The organism is Brevundimonas diminuta (assembly GCF_022654015.1).
GTDB classification, from domain to species: Bacteria; Pseudomonadota; Alphaproteobacteria; order Caulobacterales; family Caulobacteraceae; genus Brevundimonas; species Brevundimonas diminuta_C.
Genome location: NZ_CP073063.1, coordinates 1072415 through 1086492, shown reverse-complemented (window position 1 = coordinate 1086492; position 14078 = coordinate 1072415). Strand labels below are relative to the sequence as shown.

The window sequence follows — 14078 nt, the reverse complement described above, 5'->3', positions numbered from 1 at the left end:
TCAGTAGATCAACTCGTCGTCGGCGCCCTGACCGGCCAGCATGATGTCGCCCTTGGCGGCCAGATCCTTGGCGACCTGGACCATGGCCATCTGGGCGGCGTCGACATCCTTCAGACGCACCGGCCCCATCGACTCCATGTCTTCGCGCATGATCTTGGACGCGCGTTCGGACATGTTGGAAAAGAACATCTCGCGCAGTCCTTCGGACGCGCCCTTCATCGCCAGGCCCAGCGAATCCTTGTCCACGGCGCGCAGCAGGGTCTGCACCCCGCCTGGGTCCAGCTTGGACAGGTCTTCGAAGACAAACATCAGGGCGCGGATGCGTTCGGCCGATTCACGATTGCGCTCTTCCAGAGCCCCGATGAAGCGGGCCTCGGTCTGGCGGTCGAAGCTGTTGAAGATGTCGGCCATCATCTCGTGGCTGTCGCGCTTGGAGGTGCGCGCCAGATTCGACATGAATTCGGTGCGCAGCGTCGCCTCGATCTTGTCCAGGATCTCGCGCTGCACGGGCTCCATGCGCAGCATCCGCTGGACGCATTCCAGGGCGAAGTCTTCCGGCAGGCTGGTCAGGACGCGGGCGGCGTGGTCCGAGCGCACCTTGGACAGGATGACGGCGACGGTCTGGGGATATTCGTTCTTCAGATAGTTGGCGAGAACGGCCTCGTTCACATTGCCCAGCTTGTCCCACATGGTGCGACCGGCCGGCCCCCGGATCTCTTCCATCAGGCCATCGACGCGATCCTTGGGCAGGAAGGCGGCCAGCAGCTTTTGCGTCTGCTCGTAGCTGCCCATGACCGAGCCCGAGCCGGACAGGCCCGAGACGAACTCGATCATCAGGGCCTCGACGGCCTCGGCGCTGACGTTGCCTAGGGTCGCCATGGCCTGGGAGATTTCCTTGACCTCGTCGTCGTCCAGCCGCTCCCACAGGGCGGTATGCTCTTCACCCAGCGCCAGCAGGATGACGGCGGCCTTCTCCGGTCCCGACAGCTTGTTGGGATCGTCGATCGAAGCTTTCTTGTTGACCAGCTTCGCCATCAGCCTTCGGCCACCCAGGTCCGCAGAATGCCGGCCGCGTCATCGGGATGCGACTGAACGAAGTCGGCGACCTTCTTGACCGACGACGCCTTCACCTGACCCTCGATGCGGGCGATGTCGATCTTCTGTTCCATTTCGCTGGGCGCCGGCAGTTGAACCAGCTGGGGCTGGCCGTCCGGGCCGATCACCGTGGTCGCCACGGTGGTGACCGGCACGCCGTTGGTGCCCGCCAGCGCCGGCAGATTGGCCCCGCCGCCCGCCGCCGTCTTCAGCAGAGGACGCAGCACGAAGAAGATCAGCAGCAAGGCGACGACCGTCAGAATGCCCAGCTCGACGAAACGCATGATGTCGTTCTTGGAGAAGTCCAGCAGCGACGACTTGCCGTCCAGACCGCCCTCGATGCCCGTGTCGTGGTTGAAGCGGACGTTGATGACCTCGATCTTGTCGCCGCGCGTCTCGTCGATGCCGGCGGCGGCGGCGACCAGAGACTTGATCTGGGCGATCTCCTCGGCCGTGCGCGGCGCATAGGTCGGCTCGCCCTTGCCGTCCTTGGCCGGCGTCCACTTGCCGTCGACCGCGACGGCGACGGCCAGCTTCTTGACCTCACCCGGCTCCTTGGTCGTGGTCGTCGTAGTCTTGGAGATTTCGTAGTTGGTCGTCTCGGCGTTTTCCGAGTTGGTCGAACCGGCCGGCGTCGCGCCGGGCGCAGCGCCGCCGGGGATATTGTTGGTCGCGGTCACGCCGCCGTCTGGCTGGACGCTATTGTCTGCGGATTGCGAACCGTTGGTCGTGGTCGAGCGGACGACCTGACCATCGGGATCGAACTTTTCTTCCTGGGTCGTAGCGCGGCTTTGATCGATATCAGCCGTCACCTGGACGCGAGCGGCGCCGGCGCCCACGACGCCTTCGACGATGTCCTTGATGCGCGCCTGAAGCTGGCTCTCGGTATTGCCCTTGGCCTCTGCGGCGGACGCGGAGGTAAAGGTTCCGTCGTCGCTCCCGGCCGCCAGGGTGCGGTTGGTTTGGTCCGCCACGGTGACGCGGTCGGGTTTCAGGTTCGGCACGGACGAGGCCACCAGGTTGCGGATCGCCCGCACTTGGTCGCTGGTCAGGTCACGCCCGCCCAGCCCCACCAGAACGGCAGCGGTCGGTTCGCCGGCGGCCGAGGTGAACATCTCGCGGCGCGGCATGGTGATGTGGACGCGAGCGGCCGTGATGCCGCGCATGGACATGATGGTGCGCGACAACTCGCCCTGCAGGGCGCGCTGTTCGTTCAACTGCTGCTGGAACTCGGTCTGGCCCAGCACCGACTGGCTGTCGAACAACTCGTAACCGACCGATCCGGACGTGACCAAACCCTTGCCCGCGACCAGCATCCGCGCCGTGCCGACCTCGTCGCGGTTGACCATGATGGTCGAGCCGTCGCCCTTGGACGAATATTTGATGCCGGCCTGATCCAGGGCGGCGCTGATCTCGCTGGCTTCGCGCAGATCAAGATTGGAATAAAGCAGCGCGTCCGGCGCCTGCCCCACGCGCAGCATGACGGCGACCAGCACGGCGGCCACACCCGCGGCGACGCCGAGGACCGCAGCCAGACGGCCGATCCCGAACTTCTGCAACGCCGCTGTGAAGCCGCCCACGCGTCCCCGCCCCCTACTCGCGGGAGACACGAACGCCCCGCTAGGCAGAAAATGCCGCCTGGATGGTAAACGTCGCGTTAAGACCCGCTTAAGGGCGCGCCTCGCCCGCCTGAAGCTCCGGCAAGACGGCCGGCGCACCGGACGGCAGAGGGGCTTTCGGATCTCTCAACCACGAGACGACGTCGCGATAGACGATCTCGGCGTCCAGATCGCGGTTCAGCAGATGCCAGCCGTTCGGATACCAGGCGGTCCGCAGCGTCCCGCCCTCCCGCTCGGCCCGCTCCAGCGCCAGCTTCATCGGCCCCTTCTTCACCACTTCATCGTGGGCGCCGTACATCAGGATGGCGTCGCCTCGGATGCGCCCCAGGCTGCGCGACGAGGTCTCCATCAGATCGACCAGCCCATAGACGGTGTCGAACCGGGTAGCGAGGATGCTCCTCGGATCGCGCCCGTTGCGGATCAGCTCCAGCGTATTGGATGAGGCGTGGATGTCGCGGGTGATGAACTCCGGCGGTTCCAGCGCCACATCGCCCAGCGCCCGCGCTGCGATGTTCAGCGCCGTGCTGTTCAACGGTCCTTGCGTCGACCAGCCCCAGACGCCGGGCGCCAGCAGCACGATGCGGTCCGCATCCGGGGGATTGTCGGAGCCGAACGCGGCGGCGGTGACAGACCCGCCCATGCTCTCGCCCACCACGGCGATGACGGCATGAGGATAGCGGCCGCGCGCCATCGCGGTGATCTCGCGCAGATCATCGGTCATCCGTTGCTGCCCGGCCCATTCGCCCCGCCCCGGCGCCCCGCCGAAGCCGCGCTGATCGTAAGACCAGGTCTCTATCCCCTGCTCGGCCCACCAGGGGCCGGCCAGACGGAAGCTGGCGTCGTGATCGTTCATGCCGTGCAGGGCCACGATCACCGCCCAGGGCGCCCCATCCTTTGGACCCCAATGCAGATACGGCAGGCGCGCGCCGTCCGACATGACCAAGGCACGATCCTCGACATGGGCGCCGACAAAGCCCGGCGGCGGCGTCAACGGCGGCTGAATATGGGGTGCGGCGCAGGCCGACAGAACGAGCGCGGCGGCCAGCGGCGTAAGTCTGGAGGCGATCAAGGCCATGTGTCCCAAGCAGCGCTCACGATACCACCGGCAAGTCCGTCTCGCAGGAGCGAACGGCCGCCGGATTTGCAGAAGTCAGAATGCGCCGAACGCGTTCCCGCAGATAGGGAAGCACTTCCGCCTCGAACCACGGATTCTTTTTCAGCCAGGCCGTATTGCGCCACGACGGATGCGGAAGCACCAGCAGATTCGGCGCATACTCACGCCACGCCCGCACCGTGTCGGTCATGGTCCGCTTGGCCTTATCGCCCAGCGCCCACGCCTGCGCATAGCCGCCGACCAGCAGGGTCAGCTCCATCTGCGGCAGGGCGTCCAGCAACTGCGGTCGCCACAGTTCCGCGCAGCGTGTCGGCGGCGGATAGTCGCCGCCTTTCGGCGCAGTTCCCGGATAGCAGAAGGCCTGGGCCGCGACCCCGATGCGCGGGTCGGCGTAGAAGGTCTCGTAGTCCACGCCCATCCAGTCACGAAGACGATCACCGGAGGGATCCGTGAACGGCAGGCCGCTCTCATGAACGCGTCTCCCCGGCGCCTGGCCGCAGATCAGCAGCCGTGTCTCGGGAAAGACCCGCACCACCGGGCGCGGGGTGTGCGGCAGGACGCCCGCGCAGGCGCGACAGGCGCGGATGTCGGTCAGAATATCCTGGAGATCAGTCTTCATCGCCCTCGACGACCGGCGGACGGCGGCTCAACGCCAGGGCCGTCTCTTCCTCCGTCGCCTGACGCAGGCGCGTGACGCCACGGAAGTTGTCCGGATCGACCGCCTTGCCCTTCTTGGTGATGGTCAGCTTGCCTTGGCGCATCAGGCCCAGAGCGGTCGCGCGAACCTTGGGCAGCATGCGCTGCCACTGCTCGGGCTGTAGCTCTTTGGCCACTTCCGCCGGCTCAATGCTCTTGCCGGGCTCAAGCGCGGCGATTTTGTTCAGGATTGCGGTTTCGATCGGGTCGCTCATTGCGCCTATATGCTGCAACGCACGCCCATAAGTAAGGCCGAGTTTGCATGCCCAAGAAAATCACCATCACCGAAGGCGAGTTCGCCGGCTGGCAGACCTACGATCTGCACGACACCTTCGACACGGTGGTCGGCCCCTTCTACGGCAAGCCGGATCCCGACGGGCACATGCGCTGCGCCTTCCGCGCCGAGCAGAAGCACATGAACGCCGGCGGGCGGATGCACGGCGGCTGCCTGATGACCTTCGCCGACATCGCCATGTTCCAGATCGCCTACCAGGAGATGGAAGGCGCCTCGGGGGTCACGGTCCAACTGGACTCCACCTTCATCGACGGGGGCTATGTCGGCGAACTGATCGAGGCCACCGGTCAGGTCACCAAGGCCGGCAAGAGCCTGATCTTCGTGCGGGGTCAGATCAATACCGGCGAGCGCCTGCTGATGACCTTCTCCGGCGTCATCCGCAAGTTCACGCCGCGGTGAGCGTGTCCTAGCCGAAGACGACGCTGGGCATCGCGCCGACGATGGCCGCGGTCATCAGTGTGGCCAGGAAACCGGCGAACAGGCCCTTCCAGACCATGCCCAGCACCTCTTCGCGGCGTTCGGGCATCAGGACCGACAGGCCGGTGACGGTGATGCCGACCGAGCCGATATTGGCGAAGCCGCACAGGGCGTAGGTCATCAGCATGCGCGTACGCTCGGTCATCTCGGCGGCCGGCACCTTGCCCAGGTCGATGAAGGCGACGAACTCGGTCAGGGTCAGTTTGACGCCCAGCAGCCAGCCGGCGACGTCGGCGTCCTTCCACTCGACCCCGATCAGCCAGGCCACCGGCGCGAAAATCCAGCCCAGCATCCGCTCGACGGTCAGGGGCGCGTCGAACACCACGAACCCGCCCAGCATGACGTTGACCAGGGCGACCAGGGCCACGAACACGATCAGCACGGCTGAAATGTTCAGCACGACCATCAGGCCGTCCGACGTCCCTTTGACGATGGCGTCGATGGCGCTGTCGTATTTCAGGGCCGAGTCATAGTCGGCGACCGCGCCGCCCATCCCTTCTTTCTCGGGGATGATGATCCGCGCCAGCAACACGCCGGCCGGCGCCGAGACGATGGAGGCCACCAGCACGTGGCCCGCCGCATTGGGCAGGACGGGCGACAGAATGGTCGCATAGGCCACCATGGTCGACCCGGCGACCGTCGCCAGGCCCACCACCATCATCAGGAAGATCTCGGACCGCGTCAGCTTGTCCAGGTAGGCGCGGATCACGATCGGGCTTTCAATCATGCCCAGGAAGATGTTGGCCGCGACGGCCAAGGCGGAGGCGCCGCCCAGACCCATCGTCTTCTGGAACAGGAAGCCGAAGCCCAGGGTGATCCACTTCAGAATCTTCCAGTGCCACAGCAGGGCCGACAGGGCGGAAATCACCAGGATCAGCGGTAGAACCTGGAAGGCGAAGGTGAACAGCGCGCCCTGGTTCGAGACCGTATAGGGCTGGTCTCCACCGGCCAGATAGCCGAACACGAACTTCGTTCCCTCGGTCGTGGCGACCGCCAGGCCATCCACCGCGCCCGTCACCGCCGCCAGGACCGCCTGCGAGCCCGGAATGGCGAACAGGGCCAGCACCAGCCCGGCCTGCACCAGGATCGCGCCGATCGTCAGCCGCCAGGGAAACGCCTTGCGGTTCTCCGAGATCGCCCAGCAGACCGCGACGATGACGACCAGACCCAAAAGGCTCTGGAGGTTCAGGAGGCTGAACATGAAAAACGATCCCCGCATCCGGCGCGTCTGCCGGTCTTCATTCGCTTCAAGGACAAAGTGACGCGGCTGGCAAGCGAAACGAAAAAAGGGCGGCCCCTTAAGGGACCGCCCTCATCCTGTCGTCGCGCCTCGGCTTACAGTTGGCCGCGCACCAGCTTGCCGTAATGATCCATCAGGTCCAGCGAGAGGGCGCCGGGGGTGAAGCGGTATTCGCCCACCTCGGCGACCGGCGTCACCTCGACGGCCGTGCCGGTCAGGAAGCATTCGGTGAAGTCCGACAGCTCTTCCGGCTTGATCTCGCGCACCACGACCTCGATGCCTTTCTCGCGGGCGATCTCGATCACGGTCTGGCGGGTGATGCCGTCCAGAATGTGCTCGACATTCGGCGTGTGGATGACGCCGTCCTTGACGAAGAAGACGTTGGCACCGGTCGCCTCGGCGACATAGCCGCGCCAGTCCAGCATCAGGGCGTCGGCGAAACCACGCCGCTCGGCGGCGTTCTTGGACATGGTGCAGATCATGTAAAGACCCGCCGCCTTGGCTGTCGTCGGGGCCGTCGCCGGATCGGGACGACGCCACTTGGACCACTCCAGACGCAGGCCGCGCGCCTTGACCTCGGGGTCGAAATAGCTGGGCCAGTCCCACACGGCGATGGCCAGATGGACCTTGTTGTTCAGGGCCGAGACGCTGGTCTGTTCCGGGCCGAGGTAGGCGACGGGACGCACATAGCAGTCCGTCAGACCGTTCTTGGCGCAGGTTTCCTTACAGAAGGCGTCGATTTCAGCGACGCTGTAGGGTATCTCGAAATCGAGCAGGTTGGCGGACCGCTTCAGGCGCTCGGAATGTTGCGTCAGCTTGAAGATTTCGCCGCCGTACATACGCTCACCCTCAAAGACCGACGAGCCATAGTGAAGGGCATGGGTCAGAACGTGCGTTTTCGCTTCCCTCCAGGGGACGAAATCGCCATTCACCCAGATGAAGCCGTCACGATCGTCGAAAGGAACGAAGGCCATTGAAATACGTCTCCCGCGAAACTGACGGTCTTAGAGCCGCACGAATCGCTCAGGTCAACGCCGCAAGCGGGGGAAACGTCGCATGAGCATGACGGAATCGCGTTCGCATGGCCGCTCGGGCCCTATCGCCGGCCCCGGAGTCGGCCGCCATCTGCTGATTGTCGACGATGACGATCGCATCCGCGAACTGCTGAAGGAATTCCTGGCGCGCGAAGGCTATCGCGTGACCGGCGCCGCGCACGCGGCAGCCGCCAAGCGGATGATGGAGTTGATCGAATTCGACCTGGTCGTGCTGGACGTCATGATGCCGGGCGAAAGCGGCCTGGACCTGACCAGCTGGGTCCGCAACAAGGCCGAACTGTCCAAGACGCCGGTCCTGCTGCTGACGGCGCGCGGCGATGCCGAGGACCGGATCGAGGGTCTGTCGCGCGGCGCCGACGACTATATGTCCAAGCCTTTCGAGCCGCGCGAACTGGTGCTCCGCATCGACGCCATCCTGCGTCGCACTGGCGGCAAGCCGATCGGTCCCAAGGAGATCAAGCTGGGCACCGCCGTCTTCGACATGGAACGGCTGGAGCTCAGCCGTGACGGCGCGCCCCAGCGCCTGACCGAGGCCGAGGCTCAGTTGCTCAAGACCCTGGCGCTCCACGCCCATGCCCCGGTCGAGCGGATGAGCCTGTCGCCGGACACCGCCGACATCACCGGCCGCGCGGTGGACGTCCAGGTCACCCGCCTGCGCCGCAAGCTGGAGGTCGACCCCAAGAACCCGCGCTATCTCCAGACGGTGCGCGGTGTCGGCTATATGCTGGCCCCCGACTGAGCCGATGCGGCTTCTGCCCGCCTATCTGTGGCCGCGATTCCTGAAGCGGCGCCTGCCGACCTCGCTGTGGGGCCGGTCGCTGCTGATCATCGTCCTGCCGGTGCTGGTGATGCAGATGGCGGTGACCTGGGTCTTCTTCGACGCCCATTGGCAGACGGTGACCGCGCGCCTGTCCGAGGGCCTGGCCGGCGACATCGCCTGGGCCATCGAAAGCTATGAGGACGACCCCAGCCCGGCGAACCTGGACAAGCTGGCCAATCGCGCCGAGCGGTCCATGTCCCTGTCCATCGTGCTTCAGGACGGACGCACCCTCCCGACGGAAGAACGCCGCGGCGCCATCGGCGTGGTGGACCGTGTGCTGGACAAGGCCCTGGATGCGCGTCTGGACCGCCCCTACTGGTTCGACACCACCCGCTATCCCGCCTACGTCGACATCCAGGTGCAGGAGCCGCAAGGGGTGCTTCGCATTATCGCCCCACGCGAGCGCGCGGTGGCGACCCAGGCCCACATCTTCGTCCTGTGGCTGGCGGTGGCGACCGTCCTGTTGATGGGCGTGGCCATCCTGTTCATCCGCAATCAGGTCCGCGCCATCGAGCGCTTGGCCGACGCGGCCGAGGCGTTCGGACGTGGCGAAACCGTGCCCCGATTCAAGCCGCATGGCGCGCGCGAGGTCCGCGCCGCCGCCGTCGCCTTCATGGCGATGCGCGACCGGATTCAGCGCCACATCGATCAGCGCACAGCCTTGCTCGCCTCGGTCAGCCACGACCTGCGCACGCCCCTGACCCGTCTGCGTCTCGAACTGGCTCTGGCTCCACCGTTCAAGCGGCAGTCCGCCATGCGCGGCGACCTGGACGAGATGGAGCATATGATCGACGAATACCTCGACTTCGCCCGCGGCGAGGCGGGAGAGCCGCCTAAGCCGGTGTCGCTTTCCGACCTGCTGAAAGCGGCCGGCGAGGATGCGAAACGCGCTGGCGCCGAAGTCGAGGTGTTGGTCGCCGAGGGCCTGACCGCCTCCGTTCGCCCCCTCGCCTTCAAGCGCGCCCTGGTGAACCTGGCCGGCAACGCCGCCTCTCACGGCGAGCACGTGCGGCTGTCGGGCCGCGCCCTGGCGTCGGGCGGGCTGGAGATCATCGTCGAGGACGACGGACCCGGCATTCCCGAAGCCATGTATGACGAGGCCTTCCGGCCCTTCTCGCGCCTGGACGACTCTCGCAACCAGAACCGCAAGGGCGTCGGTCTGGGCCTGGCCATCGCGCGCGATGTGGCGCGCGGCCATGGCGGCGACGTCACCCTAGCTCGCAGCGAACTGGGCGGATTGAAAGCGACCATCCGCATCCCCGGCGCGGTCACCGTCGCCGAGTCCGCCTAAGGCTTAAAAGCTTTCGTCAGCAGGGTCTGGCGAAACGACGCTGCAAGGGTCATCTTGAGGGCGACAGGGCTTGGAGATGATTTCGATGCGTAAACTCGCCTTCTTTGCACCGCTGGCCGCGACGCTCGCCGTCGCCGCCATGGCTCAGGCTCAAGCACCGACGGTGAACGTCACGGTCGGGCCGCAGCTTCAGCGCGAGGTCGAAAAGCTCGGCGACCGCGAGGTCAATGAACAGATCGCCGGCCTTCAGGCCGAGGTCGGCAAGGCCTTGGCCCAGCGTTATCCGGGCGCGACCGCCAATCTGGTGCTCGTCGATCTGAAGCCCAACCGGCCGACGTTCGAACAGGTCCGTCAGACGCCGGGCCTCGACCCGATCCGCAGCGTGTCCGTTGGCGGCGCGGCCATCAAGGGTGAGATCGTCCTGGCGGACGGCGCGACGCGGCCGGTGGACTATTCCTACTTCACGCCCAGCATCAACGACGTCTGGGGCTACAGCGTCTGGCGTGACGCCAACCGCGCGTTCGAGCGTTTCGGCGATCAGATCGAGCGCGGACGCTTCTAACCCATCTCGCGGTTGCGCTTTACCGCCGCCGCGACCGTTTCGTTCAACATCGCCGTCAGGCGGCCGTCCTTCGCCAAGGCGTCAAGCCCGGCGCGGGTCGAGCCGCCGGGCGAGGCGATGCGGCCGATTAGGGCTTCGAGCGCGTCGTCGCCCATGGAGTCGGCTGCGGACCTCAGAGTCGCGCGCGCCAGCACATCCGCTGTCTCTGCATCCAGACCCGCCGCTTCCCCCGCCCGGGCCAGCGCTTCGGTAAAGGCGTAGAAATAGGCCGCGCCCGAGCCGGCCACCGCCGTCGCCGCATCCATCAGCGCCTCGTCGGCCAGCACGACCGTCTCGGCCATCGGCTCGAACAAGGCTTGCCCGATGTCTTGGGCGCGCCGGTCCGCCGACCAGACCGAGGCCACGCCGCGCCCGCGCGACACGCCGGTCGTCGGCATCACTCGCATGATGGGCCAGCCTCCCAGGCCTTCCGCCAGCGTCGGCGCCGTCACGCCCGCCATGACCGACAGGATGATGGCTCGATCGTTCAGGAACGGCGCCAGCGGAGCCATGACCTCGCGCCACAGCGCCGGCTTCACCGCCAGCACGATGACCGCCGCGTCAGTCAGGACCTCCAGCGGCGGATTGATCCGCGCGCCCTTGGCCCGCGCCGTTTCGGCAGCCGGCTTTTCTGACGGGCTGAGAATGATCAGGTCAGACGCCGCCACCGTTTCGGTCAGCAGCCAGCCTTCCAGAATGGCGGAGCCCAGTCGGCCGCAGCCGACCAGGACAACGGGACCCGGCACAGATGCCGCGCTTGGCATCAGGCGGTGCCGACGGTCTCGAACAGGCAGGCGTCGATCGCCTCCTGCGGCTTCTTGTTTCCGCGCACCATGAAGTCGAAGGCGGGATAGTAGCGATCCGACGCCTCGATGGCCGCGTCGATCATCGACGCCGCCTGGGCCAGCGTCGGGCGCTCGCCCATCGGCAAGGCCAGCGAATGGCGGAAGACGATCTCGCCGTCCTCGGCCCAGACCTCGAAATGACCCATCCAGGTGCGCTGGTTGATCAGGCCGACCAGCTCATAGGCGGCCGTCTTGCGGCTCTTGGCCACCTTTAAATCCAGCGCGCAGCACAGCTGGAGACAGTCGCCCTCGGGACGCCAGGCGAACCACAGCTCATAGTCCTTCCAGTCGCCGGCCAGCGCAAAGGCGAGGTCGCCGTCGTCGGTGCGGTCGAACGGAAGATTCTCGGCCGTGAGCACATGCTCGACGACCTCAAGCGGGTCGAAGGGCACGTCCACTTCTTCTGGCCGGGCGATATCCATCAAGTGTCTTTCACGCTGCGTCCGCGAGAATCGCGGGCGTTAACAGAACGGTAAGCCTGTTCGCAGATTCGGCTCAACCGGCTGCGTCCCCGGGTTGAGTTCCATCTGTGGACGTTCCCCCAGAGGCCTCAGTGGCGGGCTTTCCAGCCGGCTTTTTCGCCGCCTTCAGCTCTGCGATCTCGGCCCGCAAAGCGGCGATCTCGTCCTTCAGAACATCGAACTCGTCGCGACGGACCAGGTCCATTTCGGCGGCGATCCGGTCGGCCTGGGCGCGCCAGGCGGTCTTGGCCTCTTCGCCTGCGGCCTGGGCCAGGCCCATGGCGCCGGTCGTCAGCTTGGCGAACTCGTCCAGAATGGGATTGCGGGTCTGCATGGCGGCTCCGACCTCAACGTCGTTAACGAAGGTTCACCGACTATGGTGAACGAAACCTTTCTTTCTGCTGCTTCGCGGGCGCCATCAAGGCGTCGTGATGCGTCTTCACAGGCGACGACGGCGGCGACGCTTGCTAAACCGCTGTCAAAGACAGTCCCGCACAGGAACGCCCCTTGCCCTTTCCCGAATTCGATCCGGTCCTGATCCACCTCGGACCGCTTCCGATCCGCTGGTACGCCTTGGCTTATGTCGCCGGCATCGTGCTGGGCTGGTGGTATGCCGCGCGTCTGGCCAAGACCCAGCGGCTGTGGGCGCCCGGCAAGCCGCCCGTCACCACGACGCAACTCGACGACTTGGTGCTGTGGATCGTGCTGGGCATCATCCTGGGCGGCCGCTTAGGCTACGCCCTCTTCTACAAGCCGGCCATGTACGGTCAGTTATTCACCGGCCAGACGCTGGGCGAGCGGTTCGAACTGTTCCAGCTGTGGACCGGCGGCATGAGCTTCCACGGCGGCTTCCTGGGCGTCTGCCTGGCCATCGTCCTCTATGCCCGGTCGCAGAAGATCGACATGCTGCGCCTCGGCGATCTGGTCGCGCCCGTCGTGCCGATCGGCCTGATGTTCGGCCGTCTGGCCAACTTCATCAATGGTGAGCTGTGGGGGCGAGAGACGACCGTCCCCTGGGCCGTGCGCTTCTGCAACGCCCGCATCGAACAGACGTACGGCTTCTGCCCCGCGGGCGATGCGCCCCGCCACCCCAGCCAACTCTATGAGGCCGGTCTTGAAGGGATCATCCTCTTCTCCGTCCTTTCCGTCGCGATCTGGAAGTTCGGCCTGCTGAAGAAGCCCGGCTATATCACCGGCCTGTTCCTGGTGGGTTATGGCGTCTGCCGTGCGGCGCTGGAGAATGTGCGCGAGCCGGATATCGGCATGCCGGATTTCCCGTTTGGCCTGACCATGGGAATGATGCTGTCGATCCCGATGATCCTGGTCGGCGCCTGGCTGATCTGGCGCGCGTGGAAGCGTCCGCCGGCCTCCGCTGAGGCATGAGCCAGGCCGAAACCCTGAAGGCTCGTCTGGCGCGGGAAATCGCCCTGACGGGCCCGATGACGGTCGCCGACTATGTGACCTGCTGCCTGCACGATCCCAAGGGCGGCTACTATGCGTCGCGTCCGGATCTGGGCGCGCGCGGCGACTTCATCACCGCCCCCCTGGTCAGCCAGATGTTCGGCGAACTGATCGGCCTGTGGGCGGTCGAGACCTGGAACCGGCTTGGCGCGCCCGAGCGGTTCCGGCTGGTCGAGGTCGGCCCCGGCGACGGCACATTGATGAGCGACGCCTTGCGCGCCGCCCGTCTGGTCCCAGGTTTTCTCGAAGCCTGCGATCTGATCCTGATCGAACCCAGCGCCCCCTTGCGCGATCTGCAGGCCAAGGCCCTGGCCGACGCCGACCTGTCGCCGCGCTGGGTCCGCAGCCTGACGGCGATCGAGACCGACGCGCCGGTCATCCTGATCGCCAACGAAGTGCTGGACTGCATGCCCGCCCGTCAGTTCGTCCGTACCGACGGCGGCTGGGCCGAGCGCCGCATCGGCGTCACAGACGGTGGCGACCTGATGTTTGGCCTGACCGCCATTTCCGGCGGCTTTCAAAAGCCGGACTTCGAGATCGCGCCGGGCGGCATTCTGGAAATTTCGGACCAGCAGGCGATCTTCGGCCGCGACCTCGGCCTGTTGATGAAGGCCGCCTCGGGCGCCGCCCTGCTGATCGACTATGGCCGCGCCCGACCCGAAGCCGGCGACACGCTCCAGGCCCTGCGTCGTCACCAGAAGGTCGATCCCCTCGCCACGCCCGGCGAAGCCGATCTGACCCAATGGGCCGATTTCCCCCTGGTGCTGGAAGCCGCGGTGCGAACCGGCGCCGACGTCACCGGCAGCCTGCCCCAGGGCGAGTTCCTGCGCCGGCTGGGCATCGAGGCGCGCGCCGAGGCGCTGAAAGCCGGCCGGCCTGCCGCCTCGGGCGTCATCGACCGCCAGCTGGACCGGCTGACCGGCGACGACCAGATGGGAACTCTGTTCAAGGCCGCCGCCATCTTCGCCCCCCGATCCCTGGTCGTGCCCGGCTGGGACGCCTGATATA

Annotated in this window: 16 protein-coding genes; 6 read left to right on the top strand and 10 right to left on the bottom strand. The window is 66.3% G+C overall.

From position 1 onward, the window contains the following. From fliG to KAK88_RS05165, 5 genes are all read right to left on the bottom strand, one after another. The gene (gene fliG / locus KAK88_RS05185; protein WP_039246914.1) at window positions 1–1035 is read right to left on the bottom strand and encodes a flagellar motor switch protein FliG; all 1035 of its coding nucleotides are present in this window, start codon (window positions 1033–1035) and stop codon (window positions 1–3) included. Continuing rightward, complete coding sequence (fliF, locus tag KAK88_RS05180; protein ID WP_242078155.1) at window positions 1035–2675, bottom strand: flagellar basal-body MS-ring/collar protein FliF; 1641 nt, start codon at window positions 2673–2675, stop codon at window positions 1035–1037. Before fliF ends, fliG begins: the two co-directional genes overlap by 1 nt. 88 nt (window positions 2676–2763) lie before the next feature. Continuing rightward, window positions 2764–3789 (bottom strand): alpha/beta fold hydrolase, encoded by a 1026-nt coding sequence (locus KAK88_RS05175; protein WP_242078154.1) that lies wholly within the window; start codon window positions 3787–3789, stop codon window positions 2764–2766. Window positions 3790–3805: 16 nt separating this feature from the next. Further along, entirely contained in the window at window positions 3806–4447 is a 642-nt protein-coding gene (locus tag KAK88_RS05170) for a uracil-DNA glycosylase family protein (RefSeq protein WP_242078153.1), read from the bottom strand. Further along, window positions 4437–4739 (bottom strand): DUF3253 domain-containing protein, encoded by a 303-nt coding sequence (locus tag KAK88_RS05165; RefSeq protein WP_242078152.1) that lies wholly within the window; start codon window positions 4737–4739, stop codon window positions 4437–4439. The genes KAK88_RS05170 and KAK88_RS05165 overlap by 11 nt, the downstream gene beginning before the upstream one ends. 47 nt (window positions 4740–4786) lie before the next feature. Between KAK88_RS05165 and KAK88_RS05160 the strand changes: the two genes are divergently transcribed. Next, window positions 4787–5218, top strand: a complete 432-nt coding sequence (locus KAK88_RS05160) for a PaaI family thioesterase (RefSeq protein WP_039246907.1) — start codon at window positions 4787–4789, stop codon at window positions 5216–5218. A gap of 7 nt (window positions 5219–5225) precedes the next feature. Here KAK88_RS05160 and KAK88_RS05155 read toward each other — a convergent pair whose 3' ends face one another. Both KAK88_RS05155 and KAK88_RS05150 read right to left on the bottom strand, forming a co-directional pair. Next, complete coding sequence (locus KAK88_RS05155; RefSeq protein WP_039247069.1) at window positions 5226–6497, bottom strand: NupC/NupG family nucleoside CNT transporter; 1272 nt, start codon at window positions 6495–6497, stop codon at window positions 5226–5228. A gap of 134 nt (window positions 6498–6631) precedes the next feature. Continuing rightward, entirely contained in the window at window positions 6632–7510 is an 879-nt protein-coding gene (locus KAK88_RS05150; protein ID WP_045810405.1) for a branched-chain amino acid aminotransferase, read from the bottom strand. Between the two features lie 88 nt (window positions 7511–7598). Between KAK88_RS05150 and KAK88_RS05145 the strand changes: the two genes are divergently transcribed. From KAK88_RS05145 to KAK88_RS05135, 3 genes are all read left to right on the top strand, one after another. Beyond that, entirely contained in the window at window positions 7599–8330 is a 732-nt protein-coding gene (locus KAK88_RS05145) for a response regulator (protein WP_369796268.1), read from the top strand. A gap of 4 nt (window positions 8331–8334) precedes the next feature. Further along, window positions 8335–9702, top strand: a complete 1368-nt coding sequence (locus KAK88_RS05140) for an ATP-binding protein (RefSeq protein WP_242078151.1) — start codon at window positions 8335–8337, stop codon at window positions 9700–9702. 85 nt (window positions 9703–9787) lie between these two features. Next, window positions 9788–10264: a hypothetical protein gene (locus KAK88_RS05135; protein ID WP_242078150.1), complete on the top strand. Its 477-nt coding sequence runs from the start codon at window positions 9788–9790 to the stop codon at window positions 10262–10264. Here KAK88_RS05135 and KAK88_RS05130 read toward each other — a convergent pair. From KAK88_RS05130 to KAK88_RS05120, 3 genes are all read right to left on the bottom strand, one after another. Then, entirely contained in the window at window positions 10261–11049 is a 789-nt protein-coding gene (locus tag KAK88_RS05130; RefSeq protein WP_242078149.1) for a pyrroline-5-carboxylate reductase family protein, read from the bottom strand. The genes KAK88_RS05135 and KAK88_RS05130 overlap by 4 nt on opposite strands. Window positions 11050–11066: 17 nt before the next feature. Continuing rightward, window positions 11067–11570 carry a YbjN domain-containing protein gene (locus tag KAK88_RS05125; RefSeq protein WP_017504503.1) on the bottom strand — a complete coding sequence of 168 codons (504 nt, stop codon included), beginning with the start codon at window positions 11568–11570 and terminating at the stop codon, window positions 11067–11069. Between the two features lie 73 nt (window positions 11571–11643). Beyond that, a complete protein-coding gene (locus KAK88_RS05120) occupies window positions 11644–11943 on the bottom strand; it encodes an accessory factor UbiK family protein (RefSeq protein WP_242078148.1) in 300 nt (99 codons plus the stop codon). A 173-nt stretch (window positions 11944–12116) separates the two neighbouring features. Here KAK88_RS05120 and lgt point away from each other — a divergent pair, with 173 nt between their 5' ends. Next, window positions 12117–12992, top strand: coding sequence for a prolipoprotein diacylglyceryl transferase (gene lgt, locus KAK88_RS05115; RefSeq protein ID WP_242078147.1), 876 nt, complete (start codon window positions 12117–12119; stop codon window positions 12990–12992). Further along, window positions 12989–14074 (top strand): class I SAM-dependent methyltransferase, encoded by a 1086-nt coding sequence (locus tag KAK88_RS05110; RefSeq protein WP_242078146.1) that lies wholly within the window; start codon window positions 12989–12991, stop codon window positions 14072–14074. The genes lgt and KAK88_RS05110 overlap by 4 nt, the downstream gene beginning before the upstream one ends. Window positions 14075–14078: the final 4 nt, after the last annotated feature.